This is a genomic window from Rhodococcus sp. EPR-147, assembly GCF_001647185.1.
Taxonomy (GTDB): domain Bacteria; phylum Actinomycetota; class Actinomycetes; order Mycobacteriales; family Mycobacteriaceae; genus Rhodococcoides.
This window is the reverse complement of sequence record NZ_LVCU01000228.1, coordinates 1-20,356: the sequence shown is the minus strand read 5'-3', so window position 1 is coordinate 20,356 and position 20,356 is coordinate 1. Positions and strand designations below refer to the sequence as shown.

General features: G+C 65.4%; 19 protein-coding genes and 1 tRNA gene. 11 read left to right on the top strand and 9 right to left on the bottom strand.

Going from position 1 to position 20,356, the window contains the following annotated elements:
• On the top strand, positions 1 to 538 hold a 538-nt coding region (locus A2J02_RS11235), incomplete at its 5' end, for an IclR family transcriptional regulator (protein ID WP_068050107.1).
• Here A2J02_RS11235 and A2J02_RS11230 read toward each other — a convergent pair.
• From A2J02_RS11230 to A2J02_RS11210, 5 genes are all read right to left on the bottom strand, one after another.
• A complete protein-coding gene (locus A2J02_RS11230; protein WP_068050105.1) occupies positions 526 to 1,515 on the bottom strand; it encodes a 2-hydroxyacid dehydrogenase in 990 nt (329 codons plus the stop codon). The two genes, A2J02_RS11235 and A2J02_RS11230, sit on opposite strands and share 13 nt — an antisense overlap.
• The gene (locus A2J02_RS11225; protein ID WP_068050103.1) at positions 1,512 to 2,471 is read right to left on the bottom strand and encodes a hydroxymethylglutaryl-CoA lyase; all 960 of its coding nucleotides are present in this window, start codon (positions 2,469 to 2,471) and stop codon (positions 1,512 to 1,514) included. Before A2J02_RS11225 ends, A2J02_RS11230 begins: the two co-directional genes overlap by 4 nt.
• Complete coding sequence (locus A2J02_RS11220; protein ID WP_068050101.1) at positions 2,472 to 3,692, bottom strand: CaiB/BaiF CoA transferase family protein; 1,221 nt, start codon at positions 3,690 to 3,692, stop codon at positions 2,472 to 2,474.
• A 32-nt stretch (positions 3,693 to 3,724) separates the two neighbouring features.
• The gene (locus A2J02_RS11215; RefSeq protein ID WP_068050099.1) at positions 3,725 to 5,116 is read right to left on the bottom strand and encodes a GntP family permease; all 1,392 of its coding nucleotides are present in this window, start codon (positions 5,114 to 5,116) and stop codon (positions 3,725 to 3,727) included.
• A 126-nt stretch (positions 5,117 to 5,242) separates the two neighbouring features.
• A complete protein-coding gene (locus A2J02_RS11210) occupies positions 5,243 to 5,803 on the bottom strand; it encodes a molybdenum cofactor biosysynthesis protein (RefSeq protein WP_068050097.1) in 561 nt (186 codons plus the stop codon).
• A gap of 74 nt (positions 5,804 to 5,877) precedes the next feature.
• Here A2J02_RS11210 and A2J02_RS11205 point away from each other — a divergent pair, with 74 nt between their 5' ends.
• Entirely contained in the window at positions 5,878 to 7,422 is a 1,545-nt protein-coding gene (locus tag A2J02_RS11205; RefSeq protein WP_068050095.1) for a carboxylesterase/lipase family protein, read from the top strand.
• Here the strand turns inward: A2J02_RS11205 and A2J02_RS11200 are convergent.
• A complete protein-coding gene (locus tag A2J02_RS11200; protein WP_068050092.1) occupies positions 7,415 to 8,281 on the bottom strand; it encodes a DNA-formamidopyrimidine glycosylase family protein in 867 nt (288 codons plus the stop codon). The genes A2J02_RS11205 and A2J02_RS11200 overlap by 8 nt on opposite strands.
• Positions 8,282 to 8,310: 29 nt before the next feature.
• Between A2J02_RS11200 and A2J02_RS11195 the strand changes: the two genes are divergently transcribed.
• From A2J02_RS11195 to A2J02_RS11185, 3 genes are read left to right on the top strand one after another with little or no spacing between them, the layout of a single operon-like run.
• Positions 8,311 to 9,111 (top strand): thymidylate synthase, encoded by an 801-nt coding sequence (locus A2J02_RS11195; protein ID WP_068050114.1) that lies wholly within the window; start codon positions 8,311 to 8,313, stop codon positions 9,109 to 9,111.
• Positions 9,108 to 9,617: a dihydrofolate reductase gene (locus tag A2J02_RS11190; protein WP_068050090.1), complete on the top strand. Its 510-nt coding sequence runs from the start codon at positions 9,108 to 9,110 to the stop codon at positions 9,615 to 9,617. The genes A2J02_RS11195 and A2J02_RS11190 overlap by 4 nt, the downstream gene beginning before the upstream one ends.
• Before the next feature lie 54 nt (positions 9,618 to 9,671).
• Positions 9,672 to 9,998, top strand: a complete 327-nt coding sequence (locus A2J02_RS11185; protein WP_068050089.1) for a cupin domain-containing protein — start codon at positions 9,672 to 9,674, stop codon at positions 9,996 to 9,998.
• On the opposite strand, the gene A2J02_RS11180 is transcribed toward A2J02_RS11185, so the two are convergent.
• Both A2J02_RS11180 and A2J02_RS11175 read right to left on the bottom strand, forming a co-directional pair.
• Positions 9,991 to 10,851 carry a universal stress protein gene (locus tag A2J02_RS11180; RefSeq protein ID WP_068050086.1) on the bottom strand — a complete coding sequence of 287 codons (861 nt, stop codon included), beginning with the start codon at positions 10,849 to 10,851 and terminating at the stop codon, positions 9,991 to 9,993. The genes A2J02_RS11185 and A2J02_RS11180 overlap by 8 nt on opposite strands.
• 151 nt (positions 10,852 to 11,002) lie before the next feature.
• Positions 11,003 to 11,908, bottom strand: coding sequence for an acyl-ACP desaturase (locus tag A2J02_RS11175; protein WP_068050085.1), 906 nt, complete (start codon positions 11,906 to 11,908; stop codon positions 11,003 to 11,005).
• Positions 11,909 to 12,243: 335 nt separating this feature from the next.
• Between A2J02_RS11175 and A2J02_RS11170 the strand changes: the two genes are divergently transcribed.
• The 3 genes from A2J02_RS11170 (at position 12,244) to A2J02_RS11160 (ending at position 16,730) form a co-directional block, all read left to right on the top strand.
• The gene (locus tag A2J02_RS11170) at positions 12,244 to 13,476 is read left to right on the top strand and encodes a PucR family transcriptional regulator (protein ID WP_037191859.1); all 1,233 of its coding nucleotides are present in this window, start codon (positions 12,244 to 12,246) and stop codon (positions 13,474 to 13,476) included.
• An 84-nt stretch (positions 13,477 to 13,560) separates the two neighbouring features.
• A complete protein-coding gene (locus A2J02_RS11165; protein ID WP_068050112.1) occupies positions 13,561 to 14,262 on the top strand; it encodes an ABC transporter ATP-binding protein in 702 nt (233 codons plus the stop codon).
• 50 nt (positions 14,263 to 14,312) lie between these two features.
• The gene (locus A2J02_RS11160) at positions 14,313 to 16,730 is read left to right on the top strand and encodes an FtsX-like permease family protein (RefSeq protein ID WP_156516189.1); all 2,418 of its coding nucleotides are present in this window, start codon (positions 14,313 to 14,315) and stop codon (positions 16,728 to 16,730) included.
• A gap of 47 nt (positions 16,731 to 16,777) precedes the next feature.
• Here the strand turns inward: A2J02_RS11160 and A2J02_RS11155 are convergent, their stop codons facing one another.
• A complete protein-coding gene (locus tag A2J02_RS11155) occupies positions 16,778 to 16,927 on the bottom strand; it encodes a hypothetical protein (RefSeq protein WP_156516188.1) in 150 nt (49 codons plus the stop codon).
• Positions 16,928 to 17,141: 214 nt separating this feature from the next.
• Between A2J02_RS11155 and A2J02_RS11150 the strand changes: the two genes are divergently transcribed.
• The 3 genes from A2J02_RS11150 to A2J02_RS11140 all read left to right on the top strand — a co-directional run bounded on the left by A2J02_RS11150 (position 17,142) and on the right by A2J02_RS11140 (position 20,289).
• A tRNA-Arg gene (locus A2J02_RS11150) sits at positions 17,142 to 17,217 on the top strand.
• 104 nt (positions 17,218 to 17,321) lie between these two features.
• A complete protein-coding gene (locus A2J02_RS11145) occupies positions 17,322 to 18,665 on the top strand; it encodes an HNH endonuclease (RefSeq protein WP_197478001.1) in 1,344 nt (447 codons plus the stop codon).
• Positions 18,666 to 18,888: 223 nt separating this feature from the next.
• Positions 18,889 to 20,289: a DEAD/DEAH box helicase gene (locus A2J02_RS11140; protein ID WP_068050079.1), complete on the top strand. Its 1,401-nt coding sequence runs from the start codon at positions 18,889 to 18,891 to the stop codon at positions 20,287 to 20,289.
• The last annotated feature ends 67 nt before the right edge of the window (positions 20,290 to 20,356 follow it).

Sequence of the window (20,356 nt, the reverse complement as noted above, 5' to 3'; positions counted from 1 at the left end):
GGCGACCAAGGACCTCGACGTGTTGTCGATCGTCAACCCCGTGCTCAAGAACATGCGAGACCTGACGACCGAGACCGCATGCTTCTTTCGGCCCGAACAGAACTACCGCGTGTGCGTCGCAATCGCCGAGACGCGGCATGCCCTGCGCCGAGACATGTACGTCGGCAAGGTCATCCCGCTCAGCGCGGGATCGGCCAGCCGCGTCCTGTTGGCCTGGGACGACGAGCTCGCCGAGCGCGTCCTGTCTCGCGAACTCGAATCGATGACCGAGCAGACGGTGACCGAGGCCGAGACGATGCGAACGCTGTTGGCGCAGACCAGAGCCGACGGGTACGCGATCACCACCGGCGAGCGCGAAACCGGTGCCTCGGGATTGTCGGCGCCGGTGTTCGATTCGGCCGCGGACATCGTCGGTGCCGTCACGATCAGCGGTCCGACGCTGCGGATGCCGCAGTCGCAGTGCGAGGACTGGGTGGACCTGCTGATCTCCCATGCCGAGCAGATCACGAGAACCCTGGGCGGCCGCTACCCCGCGTGAGACCAGGCGTCGGGATTGACCGGATGCGGCGGCATCGAACCGCCGAACATCGCCGCTGCATTGGTTGCGCACAGCCGCGCCATCTCCGAACGCACCGACACGGTCGCGCTCCCCACATGCGGAAGCAACACCGTGTTGGGCAGCTCCGCCAAGCCTGGTTCGAGAGCCGGCTCACGCTCGTAGACGTCCAATCCCGCTGCGGCAACGGTGCCCTCGCGAAGTGCGGTCACCAGAGCTGCCTCGTCGACCATCGGTCCGCGCGCGGTGTTGATCACGATCGCCGACGGCTTCATCGCCCCGAGTACGGCGGCGTCCACCAGATGGTGCGTGGAATCCGACAGCGGAACATGGAGTGACAGGAAGTCGCTGGTCGTGACGATCTCGTCCCACGACGCATGCTCGACGCGACCGGCGAACTCACCGAGCTCGTTCTCGGAGACCTCGCGATCCCCGGGCGGGCGGGGGCAGAACTTGACCGTCATTCCGAAACCCAGTGCCCGACGCGCAGTGGCGCGGGCGATCCGGCCGAAGCCGGCCAGTCCCAGCACCCGGCCCGAGACATCGCTGCCGAGAAGCAGTTCGGGCTCCCAGCCGGTGAACGCGCCGGATCGGACGAACGCATCGGCCTCGACGGCGCGGCGGGCCGTCGACAGGATCAGCAACATCGCGATGTCCGCGGTCGAATCGGTCAAGACCCCGGGGGTGTTGGCGACAGTGATGCCCCGCTGGGTTGCCGCCGCGATGTCGATGTTGTCGAATCCGACTGCATAGTTGGATATTCCGACCAGAGACGCCGACTCCAGCAACTCCGCGTCGAACCGATCACGCAATTGAGAGACGACCACGGAGTACTCACCCGAGGCGCAGGCCTCGACCAACTGCTGGTGATCGACTTCCCGCAGGTCCACTTCTCCTGCGGCGCGCAGGATGTCCATGCCCGGCGCGGGGATCTCGTTGGTGACGAGGATTCGACTCATGCGACCCACTCGAAGGCGGCAGGAGTGGAGCCTGCGGAACGACCGGTTCTGGATGAACCCTTGGAACGTGCACCTTGAACGGTTTTCGAGCGCATGGGCTCGTTCAATTCGGTGAGCAGTTCCTCCGACAGAGTTGCCATGGCCGCCAGGGTTTTCGGCTCGAACCAGTCCGGCCGTGTCGCGAACAGGATGTCCTCCGACGAGGTGTTGCCGCTGGCCCCCGGCGCGAAGGGACAGCCGCCGAGCCCGCCGAGCGAGCCGTCGACCATCGTGGCTCCGGCCGAGATCGCGGCGAGTGTGTTCGCGACGCCCAGGCCCCAGGTGTCGTGTCCGTGGAAGACCACTCTGCGATCGGGAGTTTCGGCGCGCACACGCTCGATCAGCGACTGCACCTGCACCGGTACCGCCTGCCCCAGGGTGTCGCAGATGACGATATCGGTTGCGCCGGTGGCACGTTGGTCGTTGGCGATCTCGATGACGCGATCCGGCGACACCTGTCCCTCGAACGGGCAGGTGAAGGAGGTCGCGATGCACAGCTCGATCTCACCGTCTACTGATCGAGTGATGTCCACGGCATCTGGCATCGCGGCCAGGGACACCTCAGGGGTCCGACCGATGTTGGCCTGATTGTGCGAGTCCGACGCGGAGAAGCAGTACTGAAAGTTGCGAGCCCCAGCGGCCGCGGCCTTCTCGACATGCCGCGGAGTGGCAACCCACACCCAGCATCGGGCGAGTTCCTCGGCGGTGAGCTCACCGATGACCTCGAGAGTGTTGGCCATCGGGGGCACCTTGTCGCCCCGCGCCATCGACCCGATCTCGAGCGACGGTACGCCGAGTTCGATGAGGGTCCTGATGATCTCGAGCTTGCGATCGGTGGGGAGCATCTTGCCGGTCAGCTGCAGACCGTCGCGCATCGTGACGTCGCGCAGCTCTGCGGCGGGAGCGAAGCGATACATTTACAGGCCCATCTCTTCGTCGGTGCGGCCGAGCAGGGTCGAGAGTACTTCCCTGGTGTGTTCGCCCAGATCCGGTCCGACGGAACGAATCGGCAGGGACGCGTCGCCGATCACCGGGACGACGCCGACGAATCCGACGTCGGTGGGCTTGTCGCCTCCGGTGTCGACCGAGAAGTGCTGAATCATGTTGCGGGCGGCGTACTGCTCGTCGGCGACGATGTCCGCGGCGGTGTAGATCGGGCCCGACGGCACTCCGGCGTCGTCGAGAATCTTCAAAGCCTGCTCGCGCGAATGCAAGCCGGTCCAGGCCGAGATGGCGGCATCCAGCTCGTCGCGTCGACGCCACCGACCGGCGTTGGACGCCAGGTCCGGATCGGCTCCGAGGTCGGGGCGATCGATGGTCTCCATGTAGCGCTGGAAGATCGCGTCACCGTTGCCGGCGATGATGATCGAGTGACCGTCGTTGCACGGGTACGCGTTCGACGGGGCGATGCCCTCCATGCGGCCGCCCGTGCGCTCACGTTCGACACCGTAGGCGAGGTAATCCGGAATCAGCGATTCCATCATCGACAGGATCGATTCGTTCAGCGCCACATCGATGGAACGCTGCGCCAACGTCAGCGGCGACTGCTCGTCGGGTGCCTGCGCCGCGCGCTGTGTCTGCCGCTGGAACAGTGCCATGACGCAACCGAACGCGGCGTACAGTCCGGCGATCGAGTCGCCGATCGAGACTCCCACTCGGACCGGTGGCCGGTCCGGATCACCCACGAGATTGCGAAAACCGCCGTATGCCTCTGCGACAGCGGCGAATCCGGGTCGCTGCGACATCGGGCCGGTCTGACCGAAAGCCGAGATGCGCGTGATGATCAATTCAGGGTTGGCGGCAGAGAGCACCTCCGGCGAGATACCCCATTTCTCCAGAGTGCCGGGCCGGAAGTTCTCGAGCACGATGTCGCACTTGGCAGCGAGGTCGACGACGTCCTTGCGTCCCTGTTCGGTACGCAGGTCCAGCACGATCGACTTCTTGTTTCGATTGATCGTGCGATACAGCATCGATGTGGTGCCGGAGTAGAGCCGCCAGTTACGCAGTTCGTCTCCGGTTCCCGGCCGTTCGACCTTGATCACCTCGGCACCGAAATCGGCAAGCATGCGCGCCGCGGTGGGGGCGGCGATGTAGTTGCCGAGCTCGAGAACTCGAACTCCGCTGAGCGGCAATGCCATCGTGTTCCTTTCGATACTCACAAAATCAGGGCTCACAGGATCCAGCTCATCGGCACGATCAACGCGATGGCGATGACCGATGCCACCGAGACGCCCACCGAGCACGTCTTGAGTGTGCCCCTGGTCGACTGTCCCATCAAGGACTGCAGCAGCCAGAATGTGTTGCTGGTGACGTGCACGGCGAACAGCGATCCGGCACCGGCGGCGAGCGCGATGAACACCGGATCGAGCCCGATCAACGGAGCGACCGGTGCCAGAATGCCCGCGGACGTGATGGCCGAGATCGTCACCGAGCCCACGGCGATGTGCAACGCGGCAGCGATGACCCACACCATCAACAGCGGAGCCGCGGTGCTGGCGGTGAAGTACTGGCCGAGGATGTCGCCGAGACCCGCCTCGTTGATGACGGCCGCGAGCGAACCACCGACACCGGTGAGGATGAGAATCTGGCCGCTCTCGGCGAAACCACGGGCGAGAGCTTTCTCCACTCGTGCCTGTCCGACGTGATAGCGGCCGATGAGGCAGGTGCCCACCAAGCCGATGAGCAGCGCGATGACCGGGCTGGCGATGAATTCGACCACCGGAACCGATATTTCGGCGACTTCGAGTACCGCTCCGACTGCGATGAGAACGAGCGCGAGCAGCAGCGGCGAGAGCAACACCAGCAGCGACGTCTGCTTCTCGGTGCGCACCTTCTGCGCCACGCCACCTCCGGTTTCGAGGGGCTCGTCCTCGGAATCGGCGGGCTCTGGAACCACAGGCTGCTCGACTACGGTGATCTGCTGCTCGTCCTTCTCCTCGTTCCACCAACCGTGTCGGAAGACGAACGACATGATGGCCACCGACAGCACGACGACCGGAACGATCAGGATCAACCCGTAGATCATCATCTTGCCCAGGGGCACTCCGAGCAGTCCGGCCAGCGCGAGCGTCGCGACACCGGGGACCATGAACACGATGCCGCATTCGAGCGAGATGGCCAGTGCGGTGGCCATTCTCGCCGTACCGTACTTGCCGATCTTGGGGGCGAGGTTTCGAGCGAGCGGAGCGGAGATCACCAGGAGCACGTCGAGGAAGATGGACTGCAGCACGGTCGCGATGGTCAGCGACAACGCGTACGGGAGTCGTTTGGGCCCGAACGTTTTGAGCAAGGTGCCGACGAGTCGTTGGATGGCGCTCATCTCCTGCAGCACCGAACCCATCAGGACTCCGAAGGCGATGAGCAGCCCCACCTCGGCCATGATCTCGCCGAACCCGCCCGTGATGGTGTCGACGGTGGTCGACACTCCGAGCTTGGTCGCCAGACCCAGATACGCGGCCCCGAGAACCAGCGAGATCACCGGATTGAAGTGAAAACGAACGATGAAGACCACCACCGCCAGCACGGCGACGACGGTGTTGATCACGATCCACATGTCGGACATCGGCAGTTCTTCCCACCAGAGAGAGTGACCGTCGCCATTGAAGACGGACCGGTGTGATGCGTCGCACCATTGCTCACATTATGGGCACAGATTTACTTCGTGAGCAAGAGTGGGTCCGACTTGACGTCAGATGGGCTGTGCGCGCCGAACCGACAGCGCGGCTCGGGAGGCATCGAGTTCGACCGGCGAGCGCACCGCCACCTCGCCGACCCGCAAGATCCCGTCGGACAACGGTTCCACGCGAAGCCCGCCGCGACCGATCAACGCTTTACGGGCACCGTCGACGACCATCCGGTCCATCCACGCGCACGGGTGAGCCGGTCGTCCACCGCGAAAGCGGATCCACCCGTCACCGGAATCGAGTTCGAATTCCCGACCTCGCAACGGGTCGAGCTCGAGCCCACGCACGACGACGTTTCGCCTGGCCACGGCCGGGTCGGGGACCTCGACGCCGAGCACATCCCCCACTGCCTCCCAGGCCTCGACGGCCAGAAAGCTCACCGCCGCTTCGGTGTGCGCCCGCACGCCGAAGAACCGATCGCCCCGAATGCCCTTGTGGGCCACGATCTCGACACTCTCCGGCAGGTCGGTCGGTACGTCGGCCGGGCCGTCCTTGGATCTGCCGAAATAGGCGTGTGTGGGCGCTCGCAGCAGCTGCACGATCTCGGCGCGGTACTCGAAGTACATGCCCTCGAGTCTGCCGTGTGCCCGTCCCCCGCTGTTCTTACCCGCGGGTAAGGAGAGATCAGTACACTCGCGACATGGCTGTGACGACCCGCGTGACCACATCGGACGGCATCATCGAGGGAAAGCCGGTGGGTGATCTGATCACCTGGCGAGGCATTCCTTACGCCGCCCCGCCCGTCGGACCGCTTCGTTTCAGAGCGCCCCAACCGACCGAACCCTGGTCGGGTGTGCGCGACGCCACCGAGTGGGGCAATGCCTCCGTTCAGCACAAGCGCGGAACGATGCTCGCAGTGGGCAAGTACCAACCGTCGAGCGAGGATTGCCTGACGCTCAACGTGTTGGCCCCGAGCACACCGAGCGCGAGCCCGCGGCCGGTCATGGTGTTCATCCACGGTGGTGCCTACACGCTCGGCACATCGGCGACCCCGCTGTACGGCGGCGGCTCTCTGGTACGCCGCTCGCTGAAGGACGGCGACGGCATCATCTACGTGTCTGTCAACTACCGACTCGGCGCACTGGGTTACCTCGACATGTCCCAGTTCTCCACTCCCGAGCGGCCGTTCGACTCCAACCTGGGCTTGCGGGATCAGGTTGCGGCGCTGGAATGGGTGCAGCGCAACATCGCTAACTTCGGCGGCGATCCGAACAACGTCACCATCTTCGGCGAGTCCGCGGGCGGCAATGCGGTCACCACTCTCATGACCGTTCCCGCCGCGAAAGGCCTGTTCGCGCAGGCCATATCCGAAAGTTCAGCCCCGGGAATGACGGCCACCAAGGAGCGCGCCGACCAGTGGGCGCGCGAGTACGTCGGCTACCTCGGCGGCACGGTCGAGACCGCCACCGAGACCCTCGACAACGCCGAGGTGCTCCGGCTCGGTCGGGCGGGCACCAAACTCGGCCTCACCACCCTGCACCGCACCCCGGGGCTGCTCCCGTTCGGCCCGGTGATCGACGGCGACTTCCTCCCGGTCAGCCCGGTCGAGGCCTACGCGAACGGAACGGCGCACCGCGTCCCGCTGATCATCGGCACCAATGCCCGTGAGGGAACACTGTTTCCGAAGTTCCTCGACGCATTGCCCACCAATCCCGAGCGGATCACCAAGCTGTTCTCCCTCACCGATCCCGACGCCGAGGCAGTGGTCACTTCAGGCTACCGGGGCTACCCCAACGAGCGGGCAGCCATCGACTTCGGCGGCGACTTCACCTTCTGGAAGCCCTCGCTCGAAGTGGCCGAAGGACATTCGCGTCATGCACCCACGTACTTCTACCGGTTCGACTTCGCCCCGCGGTCGATGAAGCTGCTCGGATTCGACGCCACCCACGGCTTCGAGTTGTTCGCCGTGTTCGGCATCAGCGAAACACTGTTCGGCAAGGCGCTGACGCTGGCAGGCGGGCGGAAGGCATTCGCCGAGGTCACCGAGCAGGTCCAGTCGAATTGGATTGCGTTCGCCACCAACGGAAAACCCCTCGAATCGTGGCCGGCGTACAACGAGGCCGACCGCAAGACGTTGATCTTCGACACCCGCACCCGCGTACAGAAGGACCCACGGAGCGACCGTCGCAAGGCGTGGGAAGGCTACCGGGGCTACGACAGCCAGAAGCTCGAGCCCGTCACTTGAGCAGTCGCGACATGCGACGGTCGGCGAGAATCTTGCCGGCCGTCTGACACGTCGCGCAGTACTGAAAAGAGCGATCGACGTAGGCGACTTCGCGGACCGGGTCGCCGCACACCGGGCACGGAAGTCCGGTTCTGGCGTGCACGCGCATCCCCGATCTCTTCTCCCCCTTCAGACGCGCCGCATCCTGCCCGGCCGAGCGGGCCACCGCGTCGGACAGCACCGAGCGCATCGCCGCGTACAGCGCCCCGACGGCCTCGGGATCGAGCTTGCTCGACGATGCGAACGGCGAGAGCTTCGCCACGTGCAGTATCTCGTCCGAGTAGGCATTGCCGATGCCGGCCAACAGCGATTGATCCACCAACGAGGTCTTCAGCCGCGCGGTGGTGCTGCTGAGGATCTCGGCGAATTCGAGCTCGGTGACCGTCATCGCGTCGGGTCCGAGCCGGGCGATACTCGCCACCTGTTGCGGATCGCGTACCACCCATACCGCCAGCCGCTTCTTGGTCCCCGCTTCGGTCAGATCGATCGCGGGCGTCGCTCCCTCGGGGGTGAAGAAGTGGATCCGCAGCGCGAGGGGCCCTTTGCCCGGCTTCGGCGGCGCGGCGCTGGGGTTGTCCACCCACCGCAGCCATCCTCCACGCGAGAGATGGGTGATCAGCCAGAGGTCACCGGCTCGAAGTGCCAGGTGCTTTCCGAAGCGGGCGGCATCGGTGACGTCCTTGCCCTGCAGCTCGGTGATCGGCGGATCGAATGTCTTGAGAACGCTGAGCGCAGCGATGTCGATTCGGCCGATCACGGCTCCGACGGCATGCTCGCGCAGAAAGCCGGCAAGGGCTTCCACCTCGGGTAATTCCGGCATGCGTCCAGTATGCAGCTACGATGACCGTCGTGATGGTTCCGACTCCGTACGAAGATCTGCTGCGCCACATCCTCGATACCGGGACGGCGAAATCCGACCGCACGGGAACCGGCACCACCAGCGTGTTCGGGCATCAGATGCGCTTCGATCTGGCAGCGGGCTTCCCGTTGATCACCACCAAGAAGGTCCACCTGAAGTCGATCGTCTACGAGCTGTTGTGGTTCCTGCGCGGAGACTCGAACGCCACGTGGCTCCAAGAGCGCGGCGTCAGCATCTGGGACGAGTGGGCAGCTCCGGACGGCGAGCTCGGCCCCGTCTACGGAGTGCAGTGGCGATCGTGGCCCACCCCGTCGGGCGAGCACATCGACCAGATCAGCCAGGTCATCGAGACCCTGAAGACCGATCCGGATTCGCGGCGAATGATCGTCTCGGCATGGAACGTCGGCGAGATCCCGCGGATGGCGCTCCCGCCGTGCCACGCGTTCTTCCAGTTCTACGTGGCCGACGGAAGACTCTCCTGCCAGCTCTACCAGCGCAGCGCAGACATGTTTCTCGGCGTGCCGTTCAACATCGCCAGCTACGCACTGCTCACGCACATGGTGGCGGCGCAGACCGGCCTCGAGGTCGGCGAGTTCGTCTGGACCGGCGGCGACTGCCACATCTACGACAACCACCGCGAGCAGGTCACCGAGCAGCTCTCACGCGAGGCGTATCCGTACCCCACTCTCAAACTGGCGCAACGGGATTCGATCTTCGATTACACCTACGAGGACATCGAGATAGTGGACTACCAGCATCACCCGGCGATCAAGGCCCCGGTAGCGGTGTGAGTGCACCGCAGTTCGTCGGCCTTATCTGGGCTCAGACCACCGCCGGCGTCATCGGAGACGCGGGATCGATCCCCTGGCACGTCCCCGAGGACATGGCTCACTTCAAGTCGAAGACGGCCGAGCATCCGGTGATCATGGGCCGTAAGACCTGGGACTCACTGCCCGCGAAGTTCCGTCCACTGCCCGGCCGTCGCAACATCGTGGTCACCCGCAACTCCTCGTGGACCGCCGACGGTGCCGAGAACGCATCGAGTGTCGCCGACGCCGTGGCCCTGGTGGGCGAGAGCTCGGTCTGGGTCATGGGCGGCGGCGAAATCTATCGCAGTGCAATGGATATCGCGACCCACTTGGAGGTGACCGAAATCGATCTCGACGTCGAGGGCGACACGAGGGCTCCCGAGATTCCGGCCGGCTGGGTCGCGACGGCGGGCGAATGGCAGAACAGCCGGGTCGACGGGACCCGATTCCGCTTCGTGGAGTACGGAAAGCCTACCCAACCTTCTTGAGCGCGTTCAGGATTCCCCCGTCGCGACTGCGAGCGGTGCGTCATACTGACGATCATGGACAAGAAGTCACTCACCGCCCTTGCCCGCCAACAGCTCAAACTTGCAGTCGGCGCGTCGAGTGGCCGCAGTTCGCAGACGGTGTACGGCGGTCACCAGCGCCACCTGCGGCAGACGGTCGTGGCTCTGGCCGCAGGGAACAAGCTGGCCGAACACGACCTCTCCGGCGAGTCGACCGTCCTGGTACTCAGTGGCAAGCTCGAACTGATCTCCGGTGAGCGCTCCTGGAAGGGCTCGACCGGCGACCTTCTCGTCATCCCCGACGCCCGCCACAGCGTCGAGGCCCTCGAAGACGTGAGCTTCCTGCTGACCGTCGCTATGTGAGCGCTTTCCGCACCACCAGCACGGGGCAGTCCGCGGTGTTGACGAGCGCGAAACTCGTGGAGCCCAACAGCATTCCACCGAATCCGCCGCGCCCCCGGTTGCCCACCACGATCAACGCCGCGGTTTCGGACAGTCCGCTCAGAACCCGCACCGGACGGTCCTGAGCGACGACGCGCTGCACTTCGACGTCGGGGAACCTCTCCTGCCAGCCGGCGAGGCTCTCTGCCAGCAGAACCTCCTCGCCGTCGGCGATGGCCTGCCAGTCCTTGGGCGCACGGCCGAACGACTGGGTGAGATCGACATCGGACCACACGTGAACCGCGATCAGCACGGCACCCCGAGCGGATGCTTCGACGAAAGCCCACTCGACCGCAGCCTGGTTGACGTCCGAGCCGTCGATACCGACGATCACCGGCCCCTCGGCAACCGGGCGGCCATCGATGTCGCGGCCTCGCACCACCGCGACCGGGGACACGCTGTGCGCGGCCAACGAGAGTGTGACAGCGCCGGTTTCGCTGGCCCCGATCACCAGCATCTCGGCCTGCGCCGAGACGCCGATGAGAACATCCATCACGCCGCCCTCGACGGCACTGGAGGTCACCTCGAAGGCTGGATCGTCGACGACCAGTGCGGCCAGCGTTTCTGCCGCCACCAACCTCGACTTGGCAGTGGCAACGAATTCGGTTGCTTCTCCTGCGAATTCGCTCAGGTCGACCACCCCCGGCATGTCGACGGCAGTGACGATGTGCAATCGCCGATCCCGTCGGTGAGCGCAGAGAGCCGCCCAGATCACGGCCTTGTCCGCTGCAGCGGATCCGTCGATACCGACGATGATCGGTCGAGAGCCTGTCACGTTTCGGGCCTCCGGTCTTGCGCGAGAACCAATCCTCGCGCGTATGACGAATAGGCGTTCAGGCTAGTCGATGGGGTCCGCCCGAGCGCCTCTTCGATTCGAATCGAACCGAAGAGGCACCGGTCCCACGGACCCCCCGGGGTATGTGGTGTCAGCTGGCGCGCAATGCGTTCGAGTATTCCCGGACTCGTGTGCGGCCGAGCTGGGTTGCGGCGTCCTGGGCGTCGAGATGATCGAGATAGTCGGCCAGTTGGTCGCGGCTGCGGGCTCCGGCACCGAGATAGGTGCGCTCGAAGATGCGCCACTGCGACAACAGGGGTCGCAGAACATCGTCGAGATGGCGGCGCAGATCGTAGATTCCGTCCCGCGAGATGAGCATCGCGCTGCGCGCGAACCCCGGCAGGTTGGTGCCCGGCAGCTGAAAGTTCATGACGACCTCGGTGATCGCCGTGACGGTGAGCGACGGTGCCACCTCGAGCGCCGCGGAGACCAGGTCGGAAAAGAAGCGGACATGCAGATCCTGATCGGCGACGATGCGTCCGAGCAGGCGATCGGCCACCGGATCGTGGCACTGAGCGGCAGTGTTGCGATGACAGATGCTCGACACCGACTCGTCGAGGGTGACCTGGGCCAGCGACCGGAGCAGGTGCGCTCCGTTCATCGGGGCGTCGAAACCCACCGTCATACACTGCGCTCGGGCTCGACCGAGGGCGACCGGATCGACGCTGCGGGTGGCCACCAGGTAGTCGGTGACGGCCACTGCATGCCGGGTCCGTTCGTCGCTCCACTCCGTGAGCCACGACGGCCAGACCCCGACCTCGGAGGCAGCGGTATCTCGCCGGTAGAGCGGAATGTTCTGTTCGACCAGCAGAGTGGTCACCAGTGCCGCTTTGGCGGCCTCGGTCAAGGTCGAGGGCCGCGAACCCCAGTACATCTCGGCTCGGACGTAGTCGGCCGGTTCCCACGGCGCGGCCTCGGCGCGATGACGAGCCAGGTTGGCCTCGATGGTCGGCAACAGTTCTCGCAGAACCGCGAACTGCCCGATATCACTGCGCATGACCGCCCCTTCGTCGCCCGCCTACCCACTCCGACGGAGACAAAGGTAGATCCGCCGAACTCGCACCGCGGAGCGCTTGCGGATTGTTTAGGGCAAGTCGCAAGCGCTCGGGGAGCGCGCTCGAGACAGGTCACAACGAGTTTTGCCGAAATGGTGGATCACGCGTTGATAACAACCTATGATCGACCCTGTTAGAGGCCGGGAAACAAACTTGAAGTACGAAAACGCCGCGGTTTCGTCGGGGATTGCATACATTGAGCCGCGGAAGCGCATCGATACGCGCAAGTAAGTTTGCTCTCCGATGACCTGAAGATCCCAACACGAAGGGTTGATCTGTGACCGTTCACAACTCGACTAGCCTCGGAATCATGGTCGCGGGTCAGCCTGCGTCGGCTCCTCTTCGCGACTTCCGTGCAGTGGCACGGCTCCTCGTGGGGCACTTCGCCGCCAACACCCCCTGCGGGTCGTTGCCGGGCGAACAGCTCCACGGCGACGTCACCGAATTCACCGTCAAGTGCATCAGTATCGCCGTGCAGATGCTCGACGAACGGCGTGCTCCGGCCGAGTCCGACCTGGCCGAACTCCGCGCCAAGGCCAGCCAGTGGGCCCGCGAGGGTGTGCCCCTCGAGTCCGTGCTCAGCGTCTACCACGAGGGCATCCAGATCGGCTGGAATCTGGTGTCCAAGAGGGCAGGCGAGGGTGATGCCGCGCAACTGATCGAGGCCGCCCGGATGTTCGTGCTGCTGTCGGAGAAGGTGTCCATCGCCGCCAGCAAGAGCTACGTCGAGGAACTCCAGGCGGTCGCCAGCGAGCACCACACGGCAGCACACACCCTGGTGACCTCGCTGCTCAGCGGACACAACGCGGTCTCGATGGCCCGTCAGTCCGGCATCGAACTCGCCGACAGTTACCTCGTGCTCGCCATCTCGGTGCCGCCGCACCCCGACGAGAACGACCCCAACATCCAGAAGACCGTCGCCGCCCGCAGAAAGCTGCGCCGCGTCCAGGCCGAGCTGGCCACGATCTGCGGTCGCACTCCCCTCTCTCTGCTCAGCACCGAGGGTGGCACCGTGCTCATTCCCGGCACACACGACGACGAGTGGGTCGAGGCCCTGGTGCATCGCATCGGTACCGCCGCCGAGGTTCCCGTCACCGTCACCGCCGAGCAGGCCGCAACCGCCGACATCCCCACCGCAGCCGATCAGGTACACGAACTGCTGTCGTTGGCACACCAGCTGCACCGCCCGTCCGGCCTGTACCGCATGGACGACCTGGTGCTGGAGTACCAGCTCACGCGGCCTGGCCCCGGCCGTCGCCACCTGACCCAGATCCTCGAGCCCCTCGATTCGTCCCCCGAGCTGCTCGAGACCCTCGAGATCCACATCTCGCACGATCTGAACCGTCAGCGGTCCGCTCGCCAGCTCCATCTGCACACCAACACCGTCGATTACCGCCTCAAGCGGATCGCCCAACTCACCGGGTTCGACCCCACCCGTCCCTCGGGAATTCGGCACCTGCAGGCCGCACTGGTGGCGCGGCGGCTCGAATCCTCGCGCGGCGCAGCGTGATCTGAGAACTCCGACCGGTTTCTCGACCCGACGGCAGGTAGCGTCGGAAGTATTCGAGGAGCAGGGGATCGTTGCATGACCAATTTGAAGCTCGAGCTGTCCGGTGTGGTCAAGGAGTACCCCACCGGCGAGCAACCGGTACGCGCGTTGGACGGTATCGATCTCACGATCGAGGGTGGCCAGTTCGTCTCGCTCGTCGCGCCGTCCGGTGCCGGAAAGTCGACGCTGCTGCACATGCTCGGCGCTCTCGACACGCCGACGTCTGGTTCCATCCGGTTCGACGACGTCGAGGTCACCACCCTCGACGACAACGCCCAATCCGATTTTCGACGCCATCAGGTGGGGTTCGTCTTCCAATTTTTCAACCTGCTGCCGACGATGTCCGCGTGGGAGAACGTCGCCGTGCCCAAACTGCTCGACGGCACACCCATCAAGAAGGCCAAGACCGACGCGATGCGTCTGCTCGACATGGTCGGACTCTCGAACCGATCCGAGCACCGGCCGGCACAGTTGTCCGGTGGTCAGATCCAGCGCATCGCGATCGCCCGGGCGTTGATGATGGATCCGGCGCTGCTGATCGCCGACGAACCGACCGGCAATCTCGATTCGAAAACCTCCCACAACGTCCTCGAAATCCTCGCCGACGTGGCGCACGCCAGCAACGGTCGTCGAGCAGTGGTGATGGCGACCCATGACCTCGAGGCGGCACGGTCCACCGATCGCATCGTCAGCATGATCGACGGTCGCGTCGAGACCGATACCCCGACCGCGGGCCTCGATCGGTGATAGGCACCGCGCTCAGCAGATTCAGAGTCATCAGCCTTCGCGATCTCCGCATGCACTGGGTGCGTTCGCTGGTCTCGGCCGGCGTCGTCGCCGTCGCGGCCGGGCTGCTCATCGCCGTCCTCGGCACGTACGGCTCCTTGACCGGATCCGTCGAGCGTCTCGCCGTGTCGATCGCCGGTAACGCGAACTACGAGATCGTCGGTGTCACCGACTCGGGCTTCGATCAGAGCGAACTCGACGCCGTCCGTGCTGTTCCCGGCGTCGAGACAGCGGTTCCATTGCTGCGCAGCACCGTTCGATCCGACGTCGGAGACCTGACGATTCTCGGTGTCGACTCATCCATCACGGCACTGCAATCCGATCTGGAAGGTGCAGTCGGCAACGCGGCAGGGTTGCTCACCGATCCGGCCGGCGTATTGGTCGGAGCCGCAACGGGTCTGACGCAGGGCGACACCGTCACCATCGACGATGTTCCGACGGCGGTGGTCGGTGTGGTCGACGGCCCGGGAACGCAGCGCATCGGTGGGGGCATGTTCGCCGTCGCGCTCATCCCGACGGCTCAGACGCTCACCGACCGCGCGGGTCAGCTCGATTCGATCTTCGTCCTCGGCAGCGGCGACACTCTGCGCGCCGACCTCGATACCGCATTGGCGGGCCGGGTGTCGGTGATGAATCCGGACTTCCGGGCCGACCGCGCGAACCAGGCCATGAGCCTGACTCGCAATGCGACACTGATGGTCTCGCTCATCGCGTTCGTCGTCGCGGCGTTCCTCGTCTTCAACGTCATGAACATGGCCATCGCGAAACGTCGACCCACCATCTCTCTGCTCCGGGCAGTCGGCGGCCGCCGCGGCGACATCGTCCGCGACCTGCTGTTCGAGTCCGTGTTGGTCGGTCTCGTCGGCGGTGCCGTCGGTGTTCCGCTGGGAATCATGATGGGCCGCATCGCGATCGAAAGTCTGCCGCCGTTCCTCTCCCAAGCCTTCGATGCGCGAATCGAATACGTGCTGCCCGGCTTCGCGATTCCGGTGGCGATCGTCGCGTGCGTGCTGGCCTGCGTCGGGGCGTCGGCCGTCGCCGCCGTGCAGGTGTATCGCATCTCGCCGATCGAAGCGCTCGCAGTCGGCGGCGGAGAGACCTCCGGTGGCCCCGGTCTACGATTCACCCTGGCCGCGACCGTGTTCGGTGTGTTCGCCGTCGCCGGATCCTTCCTGTTCGCCGTCAACGTCGACGGGCAGTTGACCCTCGGAGCCGGTGCGTTGTTCATGTTCGGCGTCGTCGCGCTGTGCGTCGGCGCGACCGGTCCGATCGTGTCCGTCACCGCAGCGGTCCCCCGCCGCTGGGGTGGTGCCGGACGCCTCGCGACCGCCACCATCGAACGCGCCCCACGGCGAATCTGGGCAACCGTGATGACGATCGTGATCGCCGTGGGAGTCAGTGTGGGAGTGTCGGGTTCGCTGACCAACATGACCGACTCGGCAGCCGAATCGTTGTCGTCCTTGGCGAACACCGACCTGTACGTGTCGATGACCTCACCCGACGCCATACCGTCGGGCCCGATCGTTCCCGCCTCGGTCGATGACGCTGTCCGGGCGACGCCGGGGGTCTCTCGCATCGTCGAGGGACAGTGGGCATACGCGACGATCGACGGCGAGACGGTATCCATCCAGGGGGTCGCCGACGGTAGCAACGCGGTGACGCTCGCATCGCTCTCCGACGACGTGCGCGCGGCAGTGCTCGCCGGTGACGGTGTGGTGCTGTCAGAGGGGTTCGGTAGAACACTCGGTGTCTCGGTGGGTGACTCCATCGATCTGCCGACGCCGACCGGGGTGCAGACCGTGCGAGTGCTGGACCTGGTCGAATACATCAACGCCGCCGGCGGGACCATGGCGATCTCGCTGGATTCGATGCAACGTTGGTACGACCGACCCGGGGCTACCTACCTCGAGATCAGCGTCGACGGAGACATTGCGGCAGTCCAGGATTCGCTGCGCGCGGCGCTGCCACCCGAGGCTTTCGTCTACACCGGCGACGCCGCACTAGAGGGAACGAGCGCCGCTATCCGACAGTCCGGTGCCCTGGCCATCGCGTTGCAGTGGATCGTGGCGCTCGTCGCTGCCGTCGCGTTGCTCAACACGTTGACACTGTCGGTACTCGAGCGTCGCCGCGAACTGGGGGTGCTGCGCGCCATGGGCGGTGGCCGCGGAACCCTGGCGCGAATGGTGCTCGCCGAGGCGCTCTCGGTCGGCGTCGTCGGTGGTGTGCTCGGCCTGATCATCGGTGCGGGTCTGCAATACCTGAGCACCCTGATCCTCGGAGCCAGCATCGGAATTCCGGTCGCCTACACCGCGAGCTGGTCGGTGCTGCTGTACGGACTCGTTGCCCTCGGCCTGTCGCTGTTGGGTTCGGCTCCACCTGCCGTGCACGCCTCTCGACTGAGCATCGTGGACGCTATCGCGGCGGATTAGATGGTGGGCGGGCTGGTCCTCAGGATCCGCAAATGCGCTCGCGTTTGTCAGGTGCGAGCGGAATAGACAGCCAGTGGCCGGCGACTCTGCGCGCGTTTGGCGAATGCGCGCGCGTTTGTTCGAGGATGCTCGACGCCTTCGCCCGCGACATCCAGTGCTTCGTCGGCATCGAATCGGCTGCCGATCACACCGCTCACCAGCACCGCACCGTCCTGAACTTGATCGCATCGCCGACCGGGACGGGGAGGAGCAGCGGCAACCTGCTTCACGATCGACACCAAGGGCCGCTAGACTAGCGAGCGCGATGCGGGCCAGCTGTGCAGTGCGGCGGCAGACCCATCCGCAACCGATTGTTCGATGGATCGAAAGCCGTTGCTGGACAATGGCTTCGGATCAGCAGAACGATCACCAGCCTTCGTAGCTCAGGGGATAGAGCAACCCTCTCCTAAAGGGTAGGTCGCAGGTTCGAATCCTGCCGAGGGCACCACGAGTCGACTTCGCGCTCCACCCTCCCGAATTGCTGGCAACTATTGCGCAGCCAGGAATCTCTCCGTATCATCGAACATGCATTCGAGTACTGGGGAGGAACTCGTGGTCACAGCCGTACAAGATTCACCGTTGACGTCCGCTGAAGTGCTGCGCTTCGTCGCGCGACTTCAGTCATCGGAGTTCGACGCCGACGCAGCAGCCGGCATCGATTTGATCTCCGCTCTCGAGACCGTCAAGTGCGCCAGCGTGGCAACCCAAGCCGTGGTGACGGACGCCGTCGCGACAGCCATCAGCAACGAACGCAAGGAGCGCGGCAAGCCGAAATCCCAGTGGCGCAATGGTATTGCGTCGCAAATCGGACTGGCTCGGCGCGAATCACCGAACCGTGGGGGCACTCACCTGGGACTCGCTCGCGCGCTCGTTCACGAAATGCCGCACACCCTCGCGCGGCTGAAAGCCGGGGAACTCAACGAGTGGCGCGCCATGATCCTCGCTCGCGAAACCTCATGCCTCACCGTCGACGATCGCCGCACCATCGACGAACGACTGTGCGCAGACCCCGCCACACTGGCCGGTGCCGGCGACCGCACCATCGAAGGCCGCGCCCGCGCACTCGCCAACGAACTCGACGCCGCCTCCCAGGTGAAACGACGTGCCAAGGCCTACGCCGCCCGCCGCACCAGCACCCGTCCCGCACCCGAATCGATGGGCTTCTTCACGGTCCTCACCTCGATGGAGAAGATGGTCTGCATGTGGGCGACGCTGCGACGAGACGCCGACACCATCATCAACTCCGGCGGTGACACGCGGACCCGCGACCAGATCATGGTCGACCTCGTATTCGAGCGGGTCACCGGCGCATCAGCAGCACAGGGACCGCCGGTGACCGTCGACATCGTCATCTCCGATTCCACCCTCCTCGCCGGCGGTGACACGTCCGCATACATGCACGGCTACGGCGACATTCCGTCCGATGTCGTACGGCAACTGATCCGAGACACACTCGACAGTGAGACGCACGTCGCATTACGCCGCCTCTACGCGCACCCGACGTCCGGTGCGCTGACGGCAGTGGAGTCCACTTCGCGCGCATTTCCCACCGCGCTGGGACGCCTGATCGATCTCCGCGATCGCACCTGCCGAACCCCGTGGTGCGACGCACCGATCCGTCACCACGATCACATCAGACCGCACTCCGCGGGTGGCAGAACGAGTGCCGAGAACGGCGCGGGCCTTTGTGCCGCATGCAATTACGCCAAAGAAGGTGCGGGCTGGACAGCCGAAGCATGGCGAGACAAACGCAACGCGCGACACCGCTACCGGCTCATCTCACCCACCGGGCACAGCTATGACTCGAGTGCGCCGCCGATGCCGGTGGTCGAGCTGTACAGCTCGACGATCGAGAACGTGATGATCACCGGTCTCTTCGACGACGACGCCGCATGACGGGTTGCGGCGGGAAGATACCGAGCACCGACTCGGTTACACTCGTCAACGGCGCGCGTAGCTGCACGCCAGACGTCGTGGAATGCTCCCGAACCTCCATGTGCACCCTGCACAGGCTTCTCTTACGGCGATCGAAACTGCCCACCGGCAGTCTCGCCACCTTGCATCTCGGCCCGAAGGCCCGCAGGTGCAACACCCTGCCCGAAAGGCACTTTTCATCACTATGACGACCCCACAGACTTTTTCTGCACTCGGCGTACCCCAGGCCATCGCGGATGTACTCGCGAGCCAGGGCAAGACCGAGGCATTCCCCATCCAGGCCGACACACTCCCCGACACACTGCAGGGACGCGACGTGCTCGGACGCGGAAAGACCGGCAGCGGCAAGACACTCGCCTTCTCGATCCCGATGGTTGCTCGCCTCGCCGGCCAGCTTCCCGGTAACCGCAAGCCCGGCCGCCCCCGTGGCCTGATCCTCGCGCCGACGCGTGAGCTCGCCACCCAGATCGCCGTCGCGATCGAACCCCTCGCGTCCGCGTACTCGCTGAAGGTCACCACGATCTTCGGTGGTGTCTCACAGGTCCGCCAGGTCTCCGCGCTCAAGGGCGGAGTCGACATCGTCGTCGCCTGCCCCGGTCGCCTCGAAGACCTGATGAAGCAGCGCCACCTCACCCTCGACGGCGTTCAGATCACCGTCCTCGACGAGGCAGACCACATGGCCGATCTCGGGTTCCTGCCTGTCGTCACCCGCATCCTCGCCGCCACCCCGGACAAGGGCCAGCGCATGCTGTTCTCCGCGACCCTGGACAACGGCGTCGACAAGCTGGTCAAGCGATTCCTGCACAACCAGATCACGCACTCCGTCGACGAGGCCACCTCACACGTCGAGGCCATGACGCACAGCGTGTTCGAGGTCGACGGCGTCGAAGCCAAGAAGAAGCTGGTCCACCAGCTCGCCTCCGGCACCGGACGCCGCATCCTGTTCATGCGCACCAAGCACCAGGCCCGCAAGCTCGCCAAGCAGCTCACCGACGCCGGAATCCCGTCCGTCGACCTGCACGGCAACCTCTCGCAGGCCGCCCGTGACCGCAACCTCGCTGCGTTCTCCTCCGGCCAGGCCCGTGTTCTCGTCGCCACCGACGTCGCAGCCCGCGGCGTTCACGTCGACGACGTTCAGCTGGTCGTCCACGTCGATCCCCCGGCCGAGCACAAGGCGTACCTGCACCGTTCCGGCCGCACCGCTCGCGCGGGAAGCGCCGGAGACGTCGTGACCGTCGTCCTGCCCGAGCAGCGCAAGGACACTGCCGTTCTGCTGCGCAAGGCCGATATCAAGGTCACGCCCGTCCGCGTCACCGCCGACTCGCCCGCAGTGGCGAACCTGGTCGGCGAGCAGGCTCGCTACGTCCAGCCGATGCCGAAGGCCGAGCCGGAAGTTCGCGCCGCGAACCCTCGCAACAGCAACAACGCCCGACGCGGCGGCCCGGCCCGCTCCGGTGGGCAGCCGCGCTCCGGTGGACAGCCACGCAGTGGTGGTCAGCCCCGCAATGGTGGTCAGCCGCGTAGCGGTGGCGGCGGCCACAGCCGTCGTGCAGCAGGCCCCGCCACGAGCCAGCGCAGCCGCTGACCCAGCCCGTGCGCACGCCCAAGTCCGGCCCCCTCGGTCCGCAGGAAATGGCGACCGCTGCCGTCAT